Genomic DNA, 21065 nt, shown 5'->3' with positions numbered 1-21065 from the left:
GATGCAAATGGCTAAAATTCTGGTGCTTTATTATTCCATGTATGGACACATCGAAACCATGGCTCATGCCGTTGCCGAAGGGGCAAATAAAGTTGACGGCGTTGAGGTGGTTGTGAAGCGCGTGCCGGAAACTATGCAGGCTGAAGCGTTTGCCAAAGCAGGCGGGAAAACACAAAATGCGCCCGTCGCCACGCCGCAGGAACTGGCGGAGTATGATGCCATCATCTTTGGTACCCCTACCCGTTTCGGCAATATGTCGGGACAGATGCGCACCTTCCTGGATCAGACCGGCGGCCTGTGGGTGTCTGGCGCGCTGTATGGCAAAGTCGCCAGCGTCTTTAGTTCAACCGGTACCGGCGGCGGCCAGGAGCAGACAATTACCTCAACCTGGACTACCCTTGCCCATCATGGGATGATCATTGTGCCGATTGGCTACGGCGCGCAGGAGCTGTTTGATGTCTCCCAGGTGCGCGGCGGCACGCCGTATGGCGCAACCACCATCGCAGGCGGCGACGGCTCCCGTCAACCAAGCCAGGAAGAGCTGGCTATCGCTCGCTATCAGGGTGAACACGTCGCCAATGTGGCTGTGAAATTACACGGCTAACCTTTAACAGGAGGAGTTGCATGCCGAACCAAGAAGCGAAGGCCCACCACGTGGGCGAATGGGCAAGCTTACGTAATACCTCTTTGGAAATCGCCGAAGCCATTTTCGAACTCGCGAATTACGATGAAAAGCTGGCGGAGAAAATTTGGGAAGAAGGCAGCGATGAGGTGCTGTCGCGAGCTTTCGCCAAAACCGACAAAGACAGCCTCTTCTGGGGCGAACAGACCATCGAACGTAAAAACGTCTGATAGCTCAATTGCGCGGGCATAGCGCCCGCGCTAATTCATCACCCGGATTGCTCCGGGTTTTTTGTTCTATTTTGCCGCCTCGTTCATGACCTTTTTGAACGTCTCCAGCGGGCAGAATCCCTGATCATCTACCGGACAACCGTTAAGCGCCAGCGTGACCCGCTGCGGCGGGGATTGCAGGCTCAAGGCGTCCGCGTTGCGCAGCTGTTCAGTGCTTTGATAGACATACTCAATCTTCATTAAATCGCGATTGCTGCCGCTATCGTGCCAGCGCTGGAACAGCAGCTTGCCGCCGATGGGGGTGCGCTCATACTGGCCCGGTAACTGGTAGGGTTTAAAGTCCAGCGCCGTCAGCAGCGAAGCGATATTGGAATCATGCCCGACCAGCAGCGTTACCTTCGCCTTACCGGCGCCATCGCCCACTAGCGCATTATCAATATATTTGACCAGCGGCTTAGCGACGTTGCGCGCCACTTCCGCGGAAGTAAACAGGCTGTCCTGATAGCCGTTTTTCAGCTTCGACAACACCTGCCACTGCTTATCGCTGGCAATTTCGCCCCACGCCACCTGATCCTTCGGAAAACCTTCGTAGTACTGCAAGGTGAAGGCGTCGACCAGCGAGTTGCCGACCTTCAGCGGCCCGGAGACGCCCGGCTCCTGCTGATATTTGGCGCTAAAGGTATCTTTACCGTCGCTAAGCGAGCAGACATGCTTTTCTTTACAGGATGGCGAATTGCGATAGTCGGTCATCTCTTCCAGCAGTTTGTAGCTCTCAGCGAGCTGCATCCCCTGACGCTCTTTCTCCATCGCCTGCACCGCTTTTTGCGCGAATTCGGCTGAATCGTCGGTAATGACCGGGTTGAAAGTGGGATCCATGGTTCCCATCTGCGGCTGATGATGCACAGGCACCCCGCAGCCCGGGAAAGCGCCGGTGATAAAGAACTGCGCGGTTGCGACGGTCCGCTGCAGGCTATTGGCGTAGGCGTAAACCGCATTCTCCGGCGGGCACTCGCCGCTGGTCACCAGCTTCTGCTGCGCCAGCCACTCACGCATATAGTGGCCCATATAGACTTCCAGCACGCCGCCTTTGGTGGTCAACTGGCCGCCAGGCACATCCCACTGCGGCCAGGATTTTGGCGTCGACTGCTCGAGTACGCTGCCATTATTGGCCAGCGGAGCGCGCAGGTTGTGGCGGCTCATGATCAACACCTGTTGCAGCTGATACCCCTCTGGCGCAGCGGCGTCCTGCGCCTGGGCGCCGGCGGATAACAATACGGCCCCGGCCACCGCGGCGGCAAGTAGACTTTTTTTCATCCCTTCATCCTTAGTCATTTATTATCATCGCCATCATTGTGACGGATTTATGACATTTTTGCGGGCAATGGCTCACAAACTGAGGCGTCGGTCGCTTTTTTAGCGCTTCAGCCGGTCGCCATAATCGCGCATCCATTCCGCCAGCGGTTGCAACGCGCTGCGCATCGACAGGCCCAGCGGCGTTATCTGGTACTCCACACGTGGCGGTATTTCAGCGTACACCTCGCGGGAGACCAACCCGCGCTGTTCGAACAAGCGGAGCTGCCGGGTCAACTCTTTTTGAGTGATTGGGGCCGCCGCCCGCAACAGTTCGCCAAATCGCACCGGTTCATTAAGCACGATCAGCCGATATAAAATCGGAATCGCCCATTTCCCGGCGATCAGATTAACGAAATCCGTCATCGGACAAGGTTGTGGATCAAATTTTTTTTGCGCCGCCCGCGCAGTCTTTACCGTCATTGCACACCTCTTTGCGCATTAGTATCCATTTGGTACCTGGTATCCTTTGGATACTAAATTTTTTATAGTGCCTTTTCCACCCCGCACGTTGGAGTTTCACAGATGGCACGTTTAGCAGGTAAATATACGCTGATTACCGGCGGTACCAGCGGTATTGGGTTAGCCACCGCGCAAGCGTTTATCGCCGAAGGGGCGAAAGTGGCAATCACCGGTCGCAATCCTGACGCCCTTGCACAGGCACAGGCGCAATTAGGGGAAAACGGCTGGGCCATCGCAGCGGATGCCGGCGATATTGTCGGACAGCGGCACCTGGCACAAGTAATTAGCCAACGCTGGCCACAGCTGGATGCGGTATTTATCAATGCAGGGGACGTTACCCATGGCGCGATTAGCGACTGGACGCCCGCGCAGTGGGATCAACTGATGAACATCAACCTGAAAGGACCGTTCTTCCTGCTGCAGGCACTGCTGCCGCTGCTGGCGAATCCGTCATCGGTCATCCTTTGCGGATCGGTAAGCGCCCATATCGGGCTGCCCGCCAGCAGCGTGTACGCCGCCAGTAAAGCTGGAATATTATCGCTGGCGCGCACGCTGTCAGCGGAGCTGCTGTCGCGGGGAATTCGCGTCAACGGCCTGAGTCCCGGCCCGGTTCGAACTCCGGCGCTGAACAAACTTGGGCTCGGCGCAGATGCGCTGCAGGCGTTACAGGAAGAGATTAAAGCACTGGTACCCCTGGGCCGGATGGGCACGCCAGAAGAGCTGGCGAAAGCGGCGCTGTACCTGGCGTCGGATGAATCAAGCTACGTGGTAGGAACCGAGCTGCTGGTTGATGGCGGCACCGGCAACTTGTAAATCCGGAAGGCGGCGCTTATTCCGGTAAGGGTACCGCCGCCAGCGTACAAATCGCTTCATGTTCGCCGCCCCGGCGATCGACCATAACGACTTTATCGCCGGCTTTTTTTCCTTCACAGGGTTTTAGCACCTGCTCGACAATTCGTTCGCGAACCTGTTGGCTTTCCGACTGTGCCCAACAGGCAAAAGTCGTCAGCATTAGCGCCGAAGCAAACAGGCCAGCGGTACTGTTTTTAAACATGCATTACTCTCAGAAAATTCTCATTCAACGATTAGCGTACCAGCCGCAATCCCGTCCGTCTGTAAAATGACTTAACGGAGTGTTACGTCAGACGCTAAGGCGCTCACAGAGCGCCATCAACACATTAACACCATCAATACTTTAACATAATGAGCCATGGCTGATGCCTTTGGCACTTTTAGGTCATCTTTCGGAAACATCCCGATGTTATCGTCTTCGTGAGGCGTTATTTTTTCTTCTGTTTAAACAAATCATTAGGTTAATTTATGTCGGGTTTTGTGCTCTTTATCGTGGCGATTGCTCTACTGGGAGTCGCCGTTTACAGTCTGGTGTCCTATATCAAAGAACGTCGCGCCGCTCAGCTGCCAACCGATAAAAAAAAGAAATAATTCCCCTTTGCCAATCTTTACACCTGGGCTGCGTAACAAACAGAGAAGGCAGGCTTAGCGCCTGCCTTCTCTCCTGCTATCACTAAAAGTTAAGACTCCCAAGCCTGTTCCGCCTTTGTTGCATCAAACTGCGGCGGCGGTTTACGGAAACGGCGGGTCAGGTAAGTGAGATAAAGCAATCCCAACGCCGCCCAAACCAGGCCCAGCGTCAATGAGGTCGCCTCAAGGTTCAACCACAGCACCCCCACGGTTAATGCGCCTACCATCGGCAACAGCAGATAATGGAAGCGATCTTTCCAGGTTTTGTTATAACCCTTGCGCCGCCAGAAGTGGTTGTATACCGAGAGATTAACGAAGGTAAAGGCCACCAGCGCGCCGAAGTTGATTAGCGCCGTCGCGGTCACCAGGTCGAAGAACAGCGCCGACAGCGCGACGATGCCCACCATAATCACGTTGAGCGCAGGGGTTCGCCATTTCGGATGCACATAGCCGAAAATGCGCTCCGGGAAGACGTTATCGCGGCCCATCACGTACAGCAAGCGCGACACGCTGGCGTGCGACGCCAGGCCCGATGCCAGGGTATTAACAAAAGTGGTGCACAGGAAAATCGACTGGAACAGCTTGCCGCCGACGTAGAGCGCAATTTCCGGCAGCGCGGCGTCCGGATCTTTAAAGCGATGGATATCCGGGAAGAACAGCTGCATAAAGAACGAGGCGACGATAAAAATAATGCCGCCGTACATTGCGGTAAGGAAGATGGCCTTCGGGATCACCCGCGCGGCATTCGGGGTTTCTTCTGAAAGCGTGGTAACGGCGTCAAAGCCGAGGAAAGAGAAGCAGACAATCGTCGCGCCGGTAATAATCGGAATCAGATGCGCATTCTCGCTGATGAACGGCTGCAGCGACCAGACGGTACCCACACCCTCGCCTTTATGCAGCCCTTGTACCACCAGAACCACAAACACCACCATGATGGAGATCTGCACCAGCACGAACAAAGTATTGAAGTTGGCCACCAGGTTGACGCTTTTCAGATTCGCCGCGGTCAGAATGGCGACAAAGGTCACCACCCACACCCACGGCGGCACTTCCGGAAACAGCGCGGAGAGGTAGATCTTCGCCAGCAGGACGTTAATCATCGGCAGGAACAGATAGTCCAGCAGTGAGGACCAGCCGACCATAAAACCGATGTGCGGGCTAATTGATTTTTGCGCATAGGTGTAGGCCGAACCCGCTTCCGGGAACTGGCGCACCAGCTTGCCGTAGCTGATGGCGGTGAATAGCACCCCAGCCAGCGCCAGCAGATAAGAGGCTGGAACGTGGCCATTACTGATGCCGGAAACGATGCCGAAGGTATCAAACACCGTCATGGGGGTCAGATAAGCCAGCCCCATCATCACCACTTGCCACAGTTTGAGCGATTTACGCAGACGCGGTTTTCCCGCCTGAGCGGCGTTTTCTGCAGGAAGATTAGCAGCCATGACGCATTCCCCCCATGCCGACGACAGTTTGCGGGCACAAAGACCGGGTAACAAACCTGCTTAGCAAGGGGGTAAGACGTAAATAAAAGGGTAAGACGGACCGATGAACGGCGGTAAGTTGGCATCCAATGCGGCCAAAGAGGCCCCCTTCTCCCTGCGGATATTTGAACATCTGCATCATCTCATTTCCTCGTCACACACTGTGTCGTTAACTGAAGCCCCGTTGCCGCCTGCGCTCCTTAACGCGACATCCGGGAAATGGCTGGGCTCCCAGCAAAAAGGACGACCAGGCTCCGCTCAGGCCGTATGATGCTACTGATTAAACTAATGCGCCCCTTACGGGGCGAACATCAGGCGTTTTTCAACATCCACTCAATTTCTGTTTCTGTGATAAGACGCTCAAACTGCAGTAACTCATCATTCTTACAGGCGTGGTAAACGTGGCAGAAACGCTCGCCAAGACGCTCCCGCAGATGATCGTTTTGCATAAACTCCCACAGCGCGTCGCTCTGGCGGATCGGGAACGGCAAGCCTTCTTGTTCCAGACCGTTACCTTCCACCTCTTCCTGCAGCGGCAGCGGATTATCCAGGCCGTGCAGGATGCCGGCGAAAATCGCCGCCATCACCAGATACGGGTTGGCGTCCGCCCCGGCTACGCGGTATTCAACGCGGTGGTTATGTCGATCGCCGCACGGGATACGCAGCGCTACCGTACGGTTGTTATGCCCCCATGACGCCTGCGTCGGCACATACATGCCCGCCTGGAAGCGACGATACGAGTTTACGTTCGGCGCCAGCAGCGCCATCGACGCCGGCATCAGGTCAATCATCCCGGCCAGCACGCGTTTCAGCAGGGCTGAATCCTCGCCGTCCGCATCCGCCAGCACGTTTTCACCCTTATTGTTTTGCATGCTGATATGGATATGCATCCCGCTACCCGCATGCTCTTCATAAGGTTTCGCCATAAAAGTGGCGTGCATCTTATGCTTCTCCGCCATTAAACGCACGAGACGTTTTAATGCCAGCGCATCATCGCACGCATCCAGCACGTTATCGGTGTGGTGGAGGTTGATTTCGAACTGCCCCGGAGAGGCTTCAGCCACCGCGCCATCCGCCGGGATCAGCTGTAACTGGGCCAGCTCATCAATATCATTCAGTACATCGGCAAAATGGTTGAGGTTATCAACGGAATAGACCTGGCTTTGGGTATTGCGGTCGTCGGTGCCGGGCGCGCACGGCGGCTGCAGGTAGCCTTCGGCATCGCGTTTGCGATCGAGTAAATAGAACTCCAGCTCTACCGCTACCACGGGGAACAATCCGCGCTGGCGGAGCTGCTGCCAGAGGCGGTTGAGTACGTTCCGCGGCTCAACGTCAAAGGGAGCGCCATCTTCATCAACCATGGTCAACAAGACCTGGCCGATGTATTCCGGATCGGCGGCCGAAGGGGTCAACGTACCTAATACCGGGACGCAGCTGCGGTCCGGTTCGCCCATATCCTGGCCAAGCCCGGCCTCTTCCACCACGTTGCCGAGAATATCCATCGCGAAAACGGACGCCGGGAAGTAGCAGCCTTTCTCGAGTTTGCTGAGGCTGGCGACCGGAATGCGTTTGCCGCGGAAGCAGCCGTTAAGGTCTGTGAGGAGTACATCGACGTACTGAGTGTTGGGGTAGGTTTCGAGGTAGCGCTTCACTTCTTTAGCGAACGCGCTTACCCGTCTCTCTTCCGTCTGCTGAACAAAATTCTCAACTTCTACGATATTGGTTTCCATGATTCACCGCCGTTGTTTTAGTTTTCGGACCCTGACTGAAAACGTCAAATATAATGTCCACCCTTCGAATGTGTATGCAAACAAAATGTTTGTCAAATGTTAAATTAAGTTTGCAAACGGCTATTTCCACTGCTAGATTGAGAAAATATTGAACGATATGGCCGTTTATCAGTCACTGGCGGTCATAATTTAGTCCACTTTGTGAGGGCGATCATGGAAAATATAATGTACAAGCCAGTTATTGGCGTCGTGATGTGTAGAAACAGGCTTAAGGGTCACCAGACCCAGACTCTGCAAGAAAAGTACCTGAATGCCATTGTTAACGCTGGCGGACTGCCGATTGCCCTGCCGCACGCGCTGGCCGAGCCGGAACTACTGGATGCGTTAGTCGATAAACTGGACGGGATCTACCTGCCAGGCAGCCCCAGCAACGTGCAGCCGCACCTTTATGGTGAAAACGGCGATGAGCCTGACGCCGACCCCGGGCGTGATCTTCTGAGCATGGCGCTAATTAACGCCGCGCTCGAAAGGCGCATCCCCATTTTCGCCATCTGCCGAGGGCTGCAGGAACTGGTTGTCGCCACTGGCGGGACTCTGTATCGTCGTCTGTTTGAACAGCCGGAACTGCTGGAGCATCGCGAAGATCCTGAACTACCGGTGGAGCAGCAGTATGCGCCGTCCCACCAGGTGGAGGTGCAGGAAGGAGGTTTACTTTCTCAGTTAATACCGGGCTGCAACACGTTTTGGGTAAACTCGCTACACGGCCAGGGCGCAAAAACGCTGGGTTCGCGTCTGCGCGTGGAGGCCCGTTCACCGGATGGGCTGGTTGAGGCGGTCAGCGTCAACGACCACCCTTTCGCGCTGGGCGTACAATGGCATCCTGAATGGAACAGTAGCGAATACGCCCTGTCGCGTATGTTGTTTGATGGTTTTATCACCGCCTGTCAGAGCCATGTCGCCGAAAAGCGGCGGCTCTGACCACTACAGTTAAGGAAATGCAAATATGAGCGATGACGGACTGGCGCCAGGGAAACGTCTGTCAGAGATCCGCCAACAGCTGGGTCTTTCACAGCGTCGTGCCGCCGAACTGTCTGGGTTAACACATAGTGCCATCAGCACCATAGAGCAGGACAAAGTCAGTCCTGCCATCAGTACGCTGCAAAAGCTGCTGAAAGTATATGGGCTGTCGCTCTCGGAATTCTTTTCTGAACCCGAAAAGCCGGATGAACCGCAGGTCGTCATTAATCAGGACGACCTTATCGAAATGGGGAGTCAGGGCGTTTCAATGAAACTGGTTCATAACGGAAATCCGAACCGTACGCTGGCGATGATTTTTGAAACTTACCAGCCTGGGACCACAACCGGGGAGAGAATAAAGCATCAGGGTGAGGAGATAGGCACCATACTGGAAGGTGAAATCGTGCTGACGATTAACGGTCAGTCGTACCACCTGGTGGCTGGACAGAGCTATGCCATTAATACCGGCATCCCTCATAGCTTCAGCAACACCTCGGCAGGTATCTGCCGCATTATCAGTGCCCACACCCCCACCACATTCTAATTTCTTAGCCTGAGCAGGTTTCAGGCTTTCTTCAGGCCTGTCGCGGCGGATGTAATATTTCCGCCGCGGCGAAGAACTCGCAGTAATAATACCTGCGCAGCGCGGAAATCTTATTTCCTGCTGGCCCAAAGATAATTAACGCCAGTGAATGGCGAAGAGACGGTTTTCTACCCCGGGGACGCCCTGCGCCCTGAGCAGCCTGAAAACGCCGAACCCTATATTTTGCCGATGATGTTTTTAAGGAGTCATGATGAATTTTCAGCACCTGGCTTACTGGCAGGAAAAAGCGAAAAACCTGGCCATTGAAACGCGCTTATTTATTAACGGCGAATATTGCGCCGCGGCCGATAATACCACCTTCGAGACTATCGACCCTGCCGCGCAGCAGACATTAGCGCAGGTCGCCCGCGGTAAAAAAGCCGACGTCGAACGGGCAGTGAAAGCCGCGCGCCAGGCCTTTGATAACGGCGACTGGTCGCAGGCCTCCCCGGCCCGGCGTAAAGCGGTTCTCACGAAATTTGCCGACCTGATGGAAACCCATCGTGAAGAGCTGGCGCTGCTGGAAACGCTCGATACCGGCAAACCGATCCGCCACAGCCTGCGCGACGATATTCCCGGCGCCGCCCGCGCCATTCGCTGGTACGCCGAAGCGCTGGATAAAGTCTATGGCGAAGTGGCGCCCACCGGCGGCAACGAGCTGGCAATGATCGTTCGTGAACCGATTGGCGTGATTGCCGCGGTGGTGCCGTGGAACTTCCCGCTGCTGCTGGCCTGCTGGAAACTCGGCCCAGCGCTGGCGGCTGGTAATAGCGTAATCCTCAAACCCTCGGAAAAATCGCCGCTCACCGCCCTGCGTCTGGCAGGGCTTGCGAAAGAAGCCGGACTTCCGGACGGGGTGTTAAACGTGGTCAGCGGCTTTGGCCACGAGGCCGGGCAGGCGCTGGCGCTGCATCCTGACGTTGAAGTCATTACCTTCACCGGATCCACACGTACCGGCAAACAGCTGCTAAAAGATGCCGGCGACAGCAATATGAAGCGCGTGTGGCTGGAAGCCGGCGGCAAGAGCGCCAATATCGTCTTCGCCGACTGTCCGGATCTGCAAAAAGCGGTCAACGCCACCGCCGGCGGTATCTTCTATAACCAGGGGCAGGTCTGCATCGCCGGCACCCGCCTGCTGCTGGAAGAGAGCATCGCTGATGAGTTCCTGACGTTGTTGAAAGCGCAGGCGCAAAACTGGCAGCCGGGTAATCCGCTCGATCCTGAAACCACCATGGGGATGTTAATTGATAACGCCCATGCCGACAGCGTGCACAGCTTTATCCGCGGCGGCGAGGCCAAAAGCACGCTATTCCTCGACGGGCGGAAAAATCCGTGGCCAGCCGCCGTCGGCCCGACCATTTTCGTCGATGTCGACCCGTCCTCAACCCTCAGCCGCGAAGAGATCTTCGGCCCGGTGCTGGTCGTCACGCGATTCAAAAGCGAAGAACAGGCGCTGCAGCTGGCCAACGACAGCGACTACGGTCTCGGCGCCGCGGTGTGGACCCGCGATCTGTCGCGCGCCCACCGCATGAGTCGCCGCCTGAAGGCCGGCTCGGTCTTCGTCAACAACTACAACGATGGTGATATGACCGTCCCGTTCGGCGGCTATAAGCAGAGCGGCAACGGGCGCGATAAATCGCTGCACGCGCTGGAAAAATTCACCGAACTGAAAACCATCTGGATTGCTCTGGAGTCTTGATCATGACTGAACATACCACTAGTTACTACGCCGCCAGCGCCAACAAGTATGAACCGTTCCCGACGCTGGAGGAATCAATCAACTGTGACGTCTGCGTCGTCGGCGGCGGTTACACCGGCCTCTCCTCGGCCCTGCATCTGGCCGAAATGGGCTACGATGTAGTAGTGCTGGAAGGCGCGCGTATCGGCTTCGGCGCCAGCGGCCGCAACGGCGGACAGCTGGTTAACTCCTATAGCCGCGATATCGACGTTATTGAGAAGAACTACGGCCCGGATGCGGCCAAAATGCTCGGCAGCATGATGTTCGAAGGCGGCGATATTATTCGCGAGCGCATCCAGCGTTACCAGATCCAGTGCGATTACCGCCCAGGCGGCCTGTTTGTGGCCATGAACCATAAGCAAATGGAAATGCTGGAAGAGCAAAAAGCCAACTGGGAGCGCTACGGCAATACCCAACTGGAACTGCTCGACAGCCATGCCATTCGTCGCGAAGTAGACAGCGACCGCTACGTCGGCGCCCTGCTCGACCACAGCGGCGGCCATATTCACCCGCTGAACCTTGCCATCGGCGAAGCGGACGCCATTCGTCTTAACGGCGGCCGGGTGTATGAGCAGTCTCCGGTGACCCGAATTCAGCACACCAGCCCGGCGGTAGTCAGTACCGCTCGCGGCCAGGTAACCGCGCGCTACGTGATCGTCGCCGGTAACGCCTATCTCGGCGACAAGCTTGAACCGGAGCTGGCAAAACGCAGCATGCCGTGCGGCACTCAGGTCGTGACGACCGCTCCGCTGTCGGAGGACTTAGCCCGCTCGCTGATCCCGAAAAACTACTGCGTGGAAGATTGTAACTACCTGCTGGACTACTACCGCCTCACCGGCGATAACCGCCTGCTGTACGGCGGCGGCGTGGTCTACGGCGCACGCGATCCGGACGACGTTGAGCGCCTGATCATGCCGAAACTGCTGAAAACCTTCCCGCAGCTGCAGGGGGTAAAAATTGACTACCGCTGGACCGGCAACTTCCTGCTGACCCTGTCGCGTATGCCGCAGTTCGGCCGTCTCGATAACAATATTTACTACATGCAGGGCTACAGCGGCCACGGAGTGACCTGTACCCATCTGGCCGGACGCTTGATTTCAGAACTGCTACGCGGCGATGCCGAGCGCTTCGATGCCTTCGCCAAACTGCCCCACTACCCGTTCCCGGGCGGGCGCAGCCTGCGAATTCCTTTTACCGCCATGGGCGCCGCCTACTACAGCCTGCGCGACCGCCTTGGGGTCTGATTTGCCGTTCGGTTCCGTGATTAACTTTTGCTAAAGGGTGTTTATTATGAGCAACAATGAATTCCATCAGCGTCGTCTTTCCGCTACCCCGCGCGGGGTGGGCGTTATGTGCAACTTCTTTGCCCAGAGCGCGCAAAACGCCACCTTGACCGATGTCGAAGGCAATGAATATATCGATTTCGCCGCCGGCATCGCGGTGCTGAATACCGGTCATCGTCATCCGCGGATGGTCGCCGCGGTTGAACAGCAGCTGCAGCAATTTACCCATACCGCCTATCAGATCGTGCCTTATGAAAGCTATGTGTCGCTGGCTGAGAAGCTCAACGAACTGGCGCCGGTCAAAGGCCCGGCAAAGACCGCCTTCTTCTCTACCGGCGCGGAAGCGGTCGAAAACGCGGTGAAGATCGCCCGTGCCCATACCGGACGCCCGGGCGTTATCGCCTTCGGCGGCGGTTTCCATGGCCGTACCTATATGACGATGGCGCTAACCGGTAAGGTCGCGCCGTACAAGCTAGGCTTCGGGCCGTTCCCCGGCTCGGTATACCACGTGCCGTATCCGTCAGCGCTGCACGGTATCAGCACCGCCGATTCAATTACCGCCCTTGAACGCCTGTTCAAAGCCGATATCGAAGCCAAACAGGTGGCGGCGATTATTTTCGAACCGGTACAGGGCGAAGGCGGTTTTAACGTCGCGCCGAAAGAGCTGGTTGCCGCAGTACGCCGCCTCTGCGATGAGCACGGCATCGTGATGATTGCCGATGAAGTACAGAGCGGCTTCGCCCGCACCGGTAAATTGTTCGCCATGGATCACTATGCCGATAAACCGGATCTGATGACGATGGCTAAAAGCCTGGCGGGCGGCATGCCGCTTTCCGGCGTGGTCGGCAACGCGCAGATCATGGATGCCCCGGCGCCGGGCGGCTTAGGCGGCACCTACGCCGGCAACCCGCTGGCGGTGGCGGCCGCGCATGCGGTGCTGGATATCATTGATAACGAAGCGCTGTGCGAGCGCGCGCAGTTCCTCGGCGAGCGCCTGCTGGCGACGCTACAGGAAGTGAAGGGCTGGTGTCCGGCGCTGGTGGAAGCACGCGGCGTGGGTTCGATGATCGCCGCCGAGTTTTTCGACCCGGCGACCGGCGAACCGTCGGCGGCGATTGCGCAGAAAATCCAGCAGCAGGCGCTGGAGCAGGGCCTGCTGCTGTTGACCTGCGGCCAGTATGGCAACGTTATTCGCTTCCTCTATCCGTTGACCATCCCGGATGCTCAATTCTCCCGCGCGCTGACGATCCTGCAGAGCGTCACGCGTCTGTAACGCCCTCCGCCGGCGGCGCTGGTCGCCGGCTGTTTTCCTCGCTGCTGACGATACATTGCTGGGGATAGTGCTGCTGAAAATAGTGGCGTAGAAACTCCACGGTGGTGCGGATTTTGGCTGAGGTCGCCAGCCGCGACACGTAGACCGCCCAGACGTTGGCGGGCTGAAAGTAGTCAGGCAGCACGTGCACCAGATGGCCGCTGGCGATATTTTCACTGACATCCCACCAGGAACGTAACGCAATCCCCTGCCCATCCAGACACCACTGATGCACGATCTCACCATGGTTGGAGGAGAGCGGCCCGGTCACCTTGATCGCGTGCTGACCCTCTTTGCTGTGCAACTGCCAGACGCCAAACGGATGGTCGCGCTCTTTGATCACCAGGCAGGGTAAGGTAGCCAGATCGCTAAGCTGCTTCGGTTGCGGATGGCGGGCAAGAAACTGCGGCGACGCGCAGAGAATACGATGGTTGGTCGCCAGCTTGCGGGCAATCAGATTCGGCGCGATATCGTCGCCGACGCGAATATCGAGATCCACCCCTTCATTGACTAAATCCACCAGCCGGTCCTGGACATCGAAGCGCAGCTCAAGTTGCGGGTACTGGCGCGCCAGCGCCGACAGCGCGGGGGCCACCACCCGACGGCCAAAGCCAAAGCTGCTAATAATACGCAGCGTTCCCTGCGGTACCTGACGCACGTCGGAAAGCTCGTCCATCATCTCATCCACATCCTGCAGAATGCGCTGCGCCCATTCGTAGATCCGCTCCCCTTCTTCGGTAATGGTGACCCGACGGGTGGTACGGTGCAGCAACATCACATTCAGGGTTTGCTCCAGCAGCGAAACCCGCTTGCTGACGAACGCCGGCGATACGCCAAGCTCCTCGGCGGCGGCGGCAAAACCGGCCCGGCGAGCGACCAGCATGAACACGCGTAAATCATTTAGCAGCGGCAGATTATTCATGATCTGTGTTTTATGTTTCACCAGTTAGCGTGATTAATTATGAACCAGTCAATTATAGGATAGGCAGGTGGTCAAACATCATCGCTAAAAAGTGAGAACCGGAATGAAAAAAACCTGTCGTATTGCCGCCATCCCCGGTGACGGAATTGGTAAAGAAGTTCTGCCTGAAGGTATTCGCGTGCTGCAAGCCGCCGCGCAGCGTTGGGATCTGTCGCTGAGCTTCGAACAGATGGAGTGGGCAAGCTGCGAATATTACGCCCATCACGGCAAGATGATGCCGGACGACTGGCGCGAGCAATTGCAGGGCTTCGATGCTATCTATTTCGGCGCCGTCGGCTGGCCGGATACCGTCCCCGACCATATCTCCCTGTGGGGTTCGCTGCTGAAGTTCCGCCGTGAGTTCGATCAGTACGTCAACCTGCGTCCGGTGCGCCTGTTCCCCGGCGTCCCCTGCCCGCTGGCGGGTAAAAAGGCCGGCGATATCGATTTTTACGTGGTGCGCGAAAATACCGAAGGTGAATATTCCGCCCTCGGCGGTCGCGCCAATGAAGGCACCGAGCATGAAGTGGTGATTCAGGAGTCGGTCTTCACCCGCCGCGGCGTTGACCGGATCCTGCGCTACGCCTTTGAGCTGGCGCAAAGCCGCCCGCGCAAAACGCTGACCTCCGCAACCAAATCTAACGGTCTTGCGATCAGCATGCCCTACTGGGATGAGCGCGTGGAAGAGATGGCCAAAAGCTATCCCGAGATTCGCTGGGACAAGCAGCATATCGATATTCTCTGCGCCCGCTTCGTGCTGCAGCCGGAACGTTTCGACGTGGTCGTCGGCTCCAATCTGTTTGGCGATATTCTGTCGGATCTCGGCCCGGCCTGTACCGGCACTATCGGTATTGCGCCGTCGGCTAACCTCAATCCCGAGCGCGCCTTCCCGTCGCTGTTCGAACCGGTTCACGGGTCGGCGCCGGATATCTACGGTAAAAATATCGCCAACCCGATCGCTACCGTTTGGGCCGGGGCGATGATGCTCGATTTCCTCGGCAACGGCGATGAGCGCTACCACGCCGCGCATAACGGTATTCTGGCGGCGATAGAACAGGTGATCGCTAGCGGTCCGAAAACTCCGGACATGAAAGGCACCGCCTCAACGCAGCAGGTCAGCGACGCTATCTGCAAGGCCATTTTGGCGTAATTACCCCGGCCGCTCCCCGGTCGCGCTGCGCTTACCGGGGCTACAATGGCACGAGAATATCGCCCGATCGCGTAGCCCGGGTAAGGCGTAGCCGCTACCCGGGAAAACTCGCGCCAACTCCCCTCTCTCCTCTGCATGCAGAATCCCCCACGATTGACAAGTGAACCGCATCACAGCGGCGAACTTTATTCATTCCCGGAAGGAAAGAACCTGCGCCAATTCACCTTTTATTATTTCCGTTCCGTGTTTTATTGCTTCACGAATCGGCCAATTGTTTAATTCATGTAACGAAGAAATAATCCAATTGTTAATAGCATTTTGCTACGAACCCTGACCCTACAGCGTGATAACAACGACAGGCTAAAGCCACCGACGGGCAACCGTGCCCAGGAGATCACTCATGTTGAGCAACGTAAAGAAAAAAGATGTGCCGCTGATTGTCATCAGCCTGGCGGCCATTGTTTTCATCGCCGCTACATTAAGTCTCTTCCCCCAGCAAACCGCCCAGGCGGCTAATTCGATTTTTAACGGCGTTACCCGCCTGCTGGGTTCCGCGGTACAAGTGCTGGTGCTGCTGGCGCTGGGGCTGGTGTTGTATCTGGCCACCAGCAAATACGGCAATATCCGGCTCGGCGAAGGCAAAGCCGAGTACAGCACTCTCTCATGGCTGTTTATGTTTATCTGCGCCGGGCTCGGCTCCTCTACGCTGTACTGGGGTGTTGCCGAGTGGGCTTATTACTACCAGACCCCTGGCCTGAATATTGCGCCGCATTCAGCAAAAGCGCTGGAATACAGCATCCCGTACTCTTTCTTCCACTGGGGCATTAGCGCGTGGGCGACCTACACCCTCGCCTCGCTGATCATGGCCTATCACTTCCACGTGCGGAAAAACAAAGGGCTCAGCCTCTCCGGGATCATTTCGGCGATCACCGGCGTCAATCCGCAGGGCTTCTGGGGTCGTCTGGTTGACCTGATGTTCCTGATAGCCACCGTCGGCGCGTTAACCATTTCGCTGGTGGTCACTGCCGCCACCTTCACCCGCGGCCTGTCAGCACTCACCGGACTGCCGGATAACTTCACCGTCCAGGCGTTTGTGATCCTGCTCTCCGGCGGTATTTTCTGCATGAGTTCGTGGATTGGCATCAACAACGGCCTTCAGCGTCTGAGCAAAATGGTCGGCTGGGGGGCGTTCCTGCTGCCGTTGGTGGTATTACTGGTTGGCCCGACTGAATTCATCACCAATAACATCATCAACGCCATCGGTCTGACGACCCAAAACTTCCTGCAGATGAGCCTGTTTACCGACCCGCTCGGCGACGGCGCCTTTACCCGCAACTGGACCGTCTTCTACTGGCTGTGGTGGATCTCCTATACCCCAGGCGTGGCGATGTTCGTCACTCGCGTCTCCCGCGGACGCAAAATCAAAGAGGTCATTTGGGGACTGATTCTCGGCAGCACCGCCGGCTGCTGGTTCTTCTTCGGGGTGATGGAAAGCTATGCCATGCATCAGTTCGTCAACGGCGTGATTAACGTGCCGCAGGTGATGCAGTCCCTCGGCGGCGAAACCGCCGTCCAACAAGTGCTGATGTCGCTGCCGGCGGGCAAGCTGTTCCTCGCCGCCTATCTGTTCGTGATGATCGTTTTCCTCGCCTCGCATATGGATGCGGTGGCCTACACCATGGCGGCGACCAGTACCCGTAACCTGCGCGAAGGCGAAGATCCGGATCGCGGCATGCGCCTGTTCTGGTGCGTGGTGATCACCCTCATCCCGCTATCGATTCTGTTTACCGGCGCCTCGCTGGAAACCATGAAAACCACCGTGGTGCTGACCGCCTTACCGTTCCTTGCCATTTTACTGATCAAGACCGGCGGCTTTGTACGCTGGCTAAAACAGGACTACGCCCACGTGCCTGTGCATCAGATAGAAACCCATACGCCCGAGCCGATCGTTAAAGCCGAGACGCTGCCGGTTGGCGCGGTACTCAAAGGCGACGGCCAGTCGCTGTAAAAAACGCTTACTGACAATAATCACAAGGTGACCCTACATGAGCAATTTAAGCCCTGACTTTACCCTGCCGGTTAACTTTTGCGCCAATCCGCAGGACGCCTGGACCATTCCGGCCCGTTTTTACACCGACAGCCAGGCGTTTGAGCACGAGAAAGAGCGTATCTTCGCCAATAGCTGGATTTGCGTCGCCCACGGCAGCGAAGTCGCCAGGCCGAACGATTACATTACCCGGGAGATCATCGGCGAAAATATCGTTATCGTCCGCGGGCGCGACAACATTCTGCGCGCCTTCTATAACGTCTGCCCGCACCGCGGCCACCAGTTGCTGAGCGGCGAAGGTAAAGCCAAAAACGTGATTACCTGCCCCTATCACGCCTGGGCCTTCAAGCTGGACGGCAATCTCGCCCACGCCCGCAACTGCGAAAACGTGGAGAATTTCGATAGCGATAAGGCTACGCTTGTGCCGGTTCGCCTTGAAGAGTATGCCGGCTTTGTGTTTATCAATATGAACCCACAAGCGGAGAGCGTGGAAACGCAGCTACCGGGGCTGCAGGACAAAGTGCTGGAAGCCTGCCCGGATGTGCATGAGCTGAAACTGGCGGCGCGCTTTACTACTCTTACCCCGGCGAACTGGAAAAATATCGTCGATAACTATCTGGAATGTTACCACTGCGGCCCGGCGCACCCGGGCTTCTCGGATTCCGTGCAGGTTGACCGTTACTGGCACACCATGCACGGCAAATGGACGCTGCAGTATGGCTTCGCCAAGCCGTCCGAGCAGTCGTTTAAATTCGAAGAAGGCACCGACGCCGCGTTCCACGGTTTCTGGCTGTGGCCGTGCACCATGCTCAACGTCACGCCGATCAAGGGCATGATGACCGTCATTTATGAATTCCCGGTGGATGAAGAGACCACCCTGCAGAATTACGACATTTATTTCACCAACGAAGAGCTGACCGACGATCAGAAAGCGCTGATTGAGTGGTATCGCGACGTGTTCCGCCCGGAAGATTTACGTCTGGTCGAAAGCGTGCAAAAGGGGCTGAAGTCCCGCGGCTATCGCGGCCAGGGGCGCATTATGGCGGATAACAGCGGCAGCGGTATCTCCGAGCACGGGATCGCCCATTTCCATAATCTGGTCGCCCAGGTGTTCCAGCCGTAATCGTTGAAGGAGTTGGCTATGTCCGTATTTCACTCAAATCTGTTTCGCCAGCAGGCGCTGATTGCCGGAAGCTGGCACGACGCCGCCGACGGAACGACCCTTGCCGTCAGCAATCCCTCCACCGGCGAGGCGCTCGGCCAGATCCCGAATATGGGCCGGGCGGAAGCGCAGCAGGCGGTGGATGCCGCCGCTGCCGCGCTGCCGGCATGGCGCGCGCTTACCGCCGCCCAGCGCGCAGCGTTATTGAAGAACTGGCACCGCCTGATCCTCGAAAACAAGACCGCGCTGGCGCAGATAATGACCGCCGAGCAGGGCAAGCCGCTGGCGGAAGCGGAAGGCGAAATCGCCTATGCAGCCTCGTTTATCGAGTGGTTTGCCGAACAAGGGAAACGCGCCAACGGCGAGATAATCCCCTCCCCCGGCGCCGATAAACGCCTGATGGTGATCCGCCAGGGCGTGGGGGTCTGCGCGGCGATCACCCCGTGGAACTTCCCGGCGGCGATGATCACCCGTAAGGCCGGCCCGGCGCTGGCCGCGGGTTGTACGATGGTAATTAAGCCTGCCAACGAAACGCCGTTTACCGCGCTGGCGATGGCGGAACTGGCGAATCAGGCCGGGATCCCGCAGGGCGTGATTAACGTCGTAACCGGGCAGTCGCGTGAAATTGGCGCGGTGTTCACCGGCGATGAGCGGGTGCGAAAGCTCTCCTTTACCGGCTCGACCGAAGTTGGCCGCGTGCTGATGCGCCAGTGCGCGGAATCCATCAAAAAGCTCTCTTTAGAGCTCGGCGGTAACGCGCCGTTTATCGTCTTTGACGACGCCGATATCGATAAAGCCGTCGAGGGAGCGCTGATCGCCAAGTTCCGCAACGCCGGGCAAACCTGCGTTTGCGTCAACCGCTTCTATATTCATCGCGCCGTCTACGACCAATTCTGCGATAAGTTCGTCGCCCGCGTCGCCGCCCTGAAAGTCGGCGATGGCAGCGAGTCCGATGTACAGATTGGCCCGCTTATCAACGCCGACGCCGGACGCAAAGTCCAGTCCCTGCTCGACGATGCGCTCACCCGCGGCGCCACGCTGTTAACCGGCGGAAAAGCGCATCCGCTGGGCGGTAATTTCTTCACCCCGACGGTTATCGGCAACGTACAGCCGGGGTCACTGCTGCTGCAGGAAGAGATTTTCGGCCCGGTGGCCGCGCTGGTGAAATTTGAGGATGAGCAAGAGGTCATTGAGCAGGCCAATAACACCATCTACGGCCTCGCCTCCTATTTCTACAGCAACGATGCCGCCCGTATCTGGCGCGTCTCCGAGCAGCTGGAATACGGCATGGTCGGCATCAATACCGGGCTAATTTCTAATGAAGTCGCGCCATTTGGCGGAGTGAAACAGTCGGGTCTTGGCCGCGAAGGCTCGGAACACGGAATCGAAGATTACCTGGAGATGAAGTATCTCTGCCAGGGGTTGTAACTGTCCTCTCCCGGCGGCGGCTCTGGCCACGCCGGGATTTTTGATGGAGTTCAGCGATGTCTGATTATCAAATGTTTGAGACGATCGTTCGCGATGTTGAACAGATCACCGCCCAGGTTAAGCGTTTTACGCTGGTGTCGCCGACCGGCGCCCCGCTGCCGGCATTCAGCGGCGGCAGCCATATAATCGTCCAGATGCAGGATGGCGAGCAGCGCTACAGCAATGCCTATTCGCTCATGAGCTCGCCGCTGGATACCTCCAGCTGGCAGATTGCGGTGCGTCTTGAGTCGCCTTCCAAAGGCGGCTCGCGTTTTATGCATCAGCAGGTGCGACCGGGCGATACCCTGACGGTGTCCACCCCCAACAACCTGTTCGCCATCGAACCACAGGCGCGAAAACATCTGCTGATCGCCGGCGGCATCGGCATTACGCCGTTTTTAGCGCATATTCCTGAACTGGAACAGCAGCAGGCTGACTGGCAGCTGCACTACTGTTTCCACGACGCCGACAATAATGCTTTCGTCGATGCGCTCAGCGCAGCGCCGTGGCGCGACCGGGTCGATATTCACATATCAGCGCTCGGCAGCCGTCTCGACCTGTCGCGCCTGTTCGCCGATATCGAGCCCGGAACCCACGTCTATACCTGCGGCCCGGCTGCACTTAACGAGGCGGTGAAAGCCGCCGCCGAACGGTATCAGGTTCCCGCCAGCCAGCTGCACTTTGAGCAATTTATCCTTGAGGATAAAGGCGGAGAGGCATTTACGCTGGTGCTGGCGCGTTCCGGACGCGAATTTACCGTGCCGCAGGATATGACCATTTTGCAGGTGATTGAGAATAACAAAGCGGCGAAGGTGGAATGCCTGTGCCGCGAAGGGGTGTGCGGCACCTGCGAAACGATGATTCTGGAGGGCGAAGCCGACCACCGCGATCAGTACTACAGCGATGAAGAGAAAGCCAGCCAGCAGAGTATGCTGATCTGCTGCTCACGCGCTAAAGGCGGCCGGTTAGTGCTGGATTTATAGCTCGC

The 21065-nt window shown here is 57.3% G+C and carries 20 protein-coding genes; 14 read left to right on the top strand and 6 right to left on the bottom strand.

From position 1 onward, the window contains the following. Positions 1–7 precede the first annotated feature (7 nt). Both wrbA and PGR79_RS21190 read left to right on the top strand, forming a co-directional pair. Entirely contained in the window at positions 8–604 is a 597-nt protein-coding gene (gene wrbA, locus PGR79_RS21195; RefSeq protein ID WP_430922464.1) for an NAD(P)H:quinone oxidoreductase, read from the top strand. 20 nt (positions 605–624) lie between these two features. Then, positions 625–852 (top strand): YccJ family protein, encoded by a 228-nt coding sequence (locus PGR79_RS21190; RefSeq protein ID WP_015367252.1) that lies wholly within the window; start codon positions 625–627, stop codon positions 850–852. A 66-nt stretch (positions 853–918) separates the two neighbouring features. Here PGR79_RS21190 and agp read toward each other — a convergent pair whose 3' ends face one another. Further along, positions 919–2166: a bifunctional glucose-1-phosphatase/inositol phosphatase gene (gene agp / locus PGR79_RS21185; RefSeq protein ID WP_113374226.1), complete on the bottom strand. Its 1248-nt coding sequence runs from the start codon at positions 2164–2166 to the stop codon at positions 919–921. A 99-nt stretch (positions 2167–2265) separates the two neighbouring features. Beyond that, positions 2266–2625, bottom strand: coding sequence for a winged helix-turn-helix transcriptional regulator (locus PGR79_RS21180; protein ID WP_087858043.1), 360 nt, complete (start codon positions 2623–2625; stop codon positions 2266–2268). Positions 2626–2727: 102 nt separating this feature from the next. On the opposite strand from PGR79_RS21180, the gene PGR79_RS21175 reads away from it, so the two are divergent. Further along, positions 2728–3477 (top strand): SDR family oxidoreductase, encoded by a 750-nt coding sequence (locus PGR79_RS21175; protein WP_087858044.1) that lies wholly within the window; start codon positions 2728–2730, stop codon positions 3475–3477. Between the two features lie 16 nt (positions 3478–3493). On the opposite strand, the gene PGR79_RS21170 is transcribed toward PGR79_RS21175, so the two are convergent. Then, positions 3494–3718, bottom strand: a complete 225-nt coding sequence (locus tag PGR79_RS21170; protein ID WP_087858045.1) for a hypothetical protein — start codon at positions 3716–3718, stop codon at positions 3494–3496. A 266-nt stretch (positions 3719–3984) separates the two neighbouring features. Between PGR79_RS21170 and PGR79_RS21165 the strand changes: the two genes are divergently transcribed. Then, on the top strand, positions 3985–4107 hold the full coding sequence (locus PGR79_RS21165) for a small membrane protein (RefSeq protein ID WP_072251592.1): 123 nt from the start codon (positions 3985–3987) through the stop codon (positions 4105–4107). A gap of 89 nt (positions 4108–4196) precedes the next feature. On the opposite strand, the gene PGR79_RS21160 is transcribed toward PGR79_RS21165, so the two are convergent. Both PGR79_RS21160 and PGR79_RS21155 read right to left on the bottom strand, forming a co-directional pair. Continuing rightward, complete coding sequence (locus tag PGR79_RS21160) at positions 4197–5588, bottom strand: APC family permease (RefSeq protein ID WP_087858046.1); 1392 nt, start codon at positions 5586–5588, stop codon at positions 4197–4199. 350 nt (positions 5589–5938) lie between these two features. Next, complete coding sequence (locus PGR79_RS21155) at positions 5939–7357, bottom strand: glutamine synthetase family protein (RefSeq protein WP_045396993.1); 1419 nt, start codon at positions 7355–7357, stop codon at positions 5939–5941. A gap of 225 nt (positions 7358–7582) precedes the next feature. On the opposite strand from PGR79_RS21155, the gene puuD reads away from it, so the two are divergent. The 5 genes from puuD to puuE all read left to right on the top strand — a co-directional run bounded on the left by puuD (position 7583) and on the right by puuE (position 13251). Further along, positions 7583–8335, top strand: a complete 753-nt coding sequence (gene puuD / locus PGR79_RS21150) for a gamma-glutamyl-gamma-aminobutyrate hydrolase (RefSeq protein WP_161798760.1) — start codon at positions 7583–7585, stop codon at positions 8333–8335. 25 nt (positions 8336–8360) lie between these two features. Continuing rightward, the gene (puuR, locus tag PGR79_RS21145) at positions 8361–8918 is read left to right on the top strand and encodes an HTH-type transcriptional regulator PuuR (protein WP_002898590.1); all 558 of its coding nucleotides are present in this window, start codon (positions 8361–8363) and stop codon (positions 8916–8918) included. A gap of 250 nt (positions 8919–9168) precedes the next feature. Beyond that, entirely contained in the window at positions 9169–10656 is a 1488-nt protein-coding gene (gene puuC, locus PGR79_RS21140; protein ID WP_113374227.1) for an aldehyde dehydrogenase PuuC, read from the top strand. Positions 10657–10658: 2 nt separating this feature from the next. Continuing rightward, on the top strand, positions 10659–11939 hold the full coding sequence (locus PGR79_RS21135; protein ID WP_430922461.1) for an NAD(P)/FAD-dependent oxidoreductase: 1281 nt from the start codon (positions 10659–10661) through the stop codon (positions 11937–11939). Between the two features lie 46 nt (positions 11940–11985). Next, positions 11986–13251 (top strand): 4-aminobutyrate transaminase, encoded by a 1266-nt coding sequence (gene puuE / locus PGR79_RS21130; RefSeq protein WP_045386357.1) that lies wholly within the window; start codon positions 11986–11988, stop codon positions 13249–13251. Here puuE and PGR79_RS21125 read toward each other — a convergent pair. Next, positions 13238–14233, bottom strand: a complete 996-nt coding sequence (locus PGR79_RS21125) for a LysR substrate-binding domain-containing protein (protein ID WP_430922459.1) — start codon at positions 14231–14233, stop codon at positions 13238–13240. The genes puuE and PGR79_RS21125 overlap by 14 nt on opposite strands. Positions 14234–14315: 82 nt before the next feature. On the opposite strand from PGR79_RS21125, the gene PGR79_RS21120 reads away from it, so the two are divergent. From PGR79_RS21120 to PGR79_RS21100, 5 genes are all read left to right on the top strand, one after another. Then, positions 14316–15401 (top strand): tartrate dehydrogenase, encoded by a 1086-nt coding sequence (locus tag PGR79_RS21120; RefSeq protein ID WP_087858052.1) that lies wholly within the window; start codon positions 14316–14318, stop codon positions 15399–15401. A 400-nt stretch (positions 15402–15801) separates the two neighbouring features. After that, positions 15802–17409 (top strand): BCCT family transporter, encoded by a 1608-nt coding sequence (locus PGR79_RS21115; RefSeq protein ID WP_047050562.1) that lies wholly within the window; start codon positions 15802–15804, stop codon positions 17407–17409. Positions 17410–17446: 37 nt separating this feature from the next. Continuing rightward, on the top strand, positions 17447–18571 hold the full coding sequence (gene yeaW, locus PGR79_RS21110; protein WP_113374229.1) for a carnitine monooxygenase, oxygenase subunit YeaW: 1125 nt from the start codon (positions 17447–17449) through the stop codon (positions 18569–18571). An 18-nt stretch (positions 18572–18589) separates the two neighbouring features. Next, positions 18590–20038 carry an NAD-dependent succinate-semialdehyde dehydrogenase gene (locus PGR79_RS21105; RefSeq protein WP_113374230.1) on the top strand — a complete coding sequence of 483 codons (1449 nt, stop codon included), beginning with the start codon at positions 18590–18592 and terminating at the stop codon, positions 20036–20038. A gap of 56 nt (positions 20039–20094) precedes the next feature. Next, the gene (locus PGR79_RS21100; protein WP_113374231.1) at positions 20095–21060 is read left to right on the top strand and encodes a PDR/VanB family oxidoreductase; all 966 of its coding nucleotides are present in this window, start codon (positions 20095–20097) and stop codon (positions 21058–21060) included. Positions 21061–21065: the final 5 nt, after the last annotated feature.

Source organism: Klebsiella sp. 141161 (assembly GCF_050600815.1).
In the GTDB taxonomy this organism is placed as follows: Bacteria; Pseudomonadota; Gammaproteobacteria; order Enterobacterales; family Enterobacteriaceae; genus Klebsiella; species Klebsiella aerogenes.
This window is presented reverse-complemented; position numbering and strand designations above follow the sequence as displayed.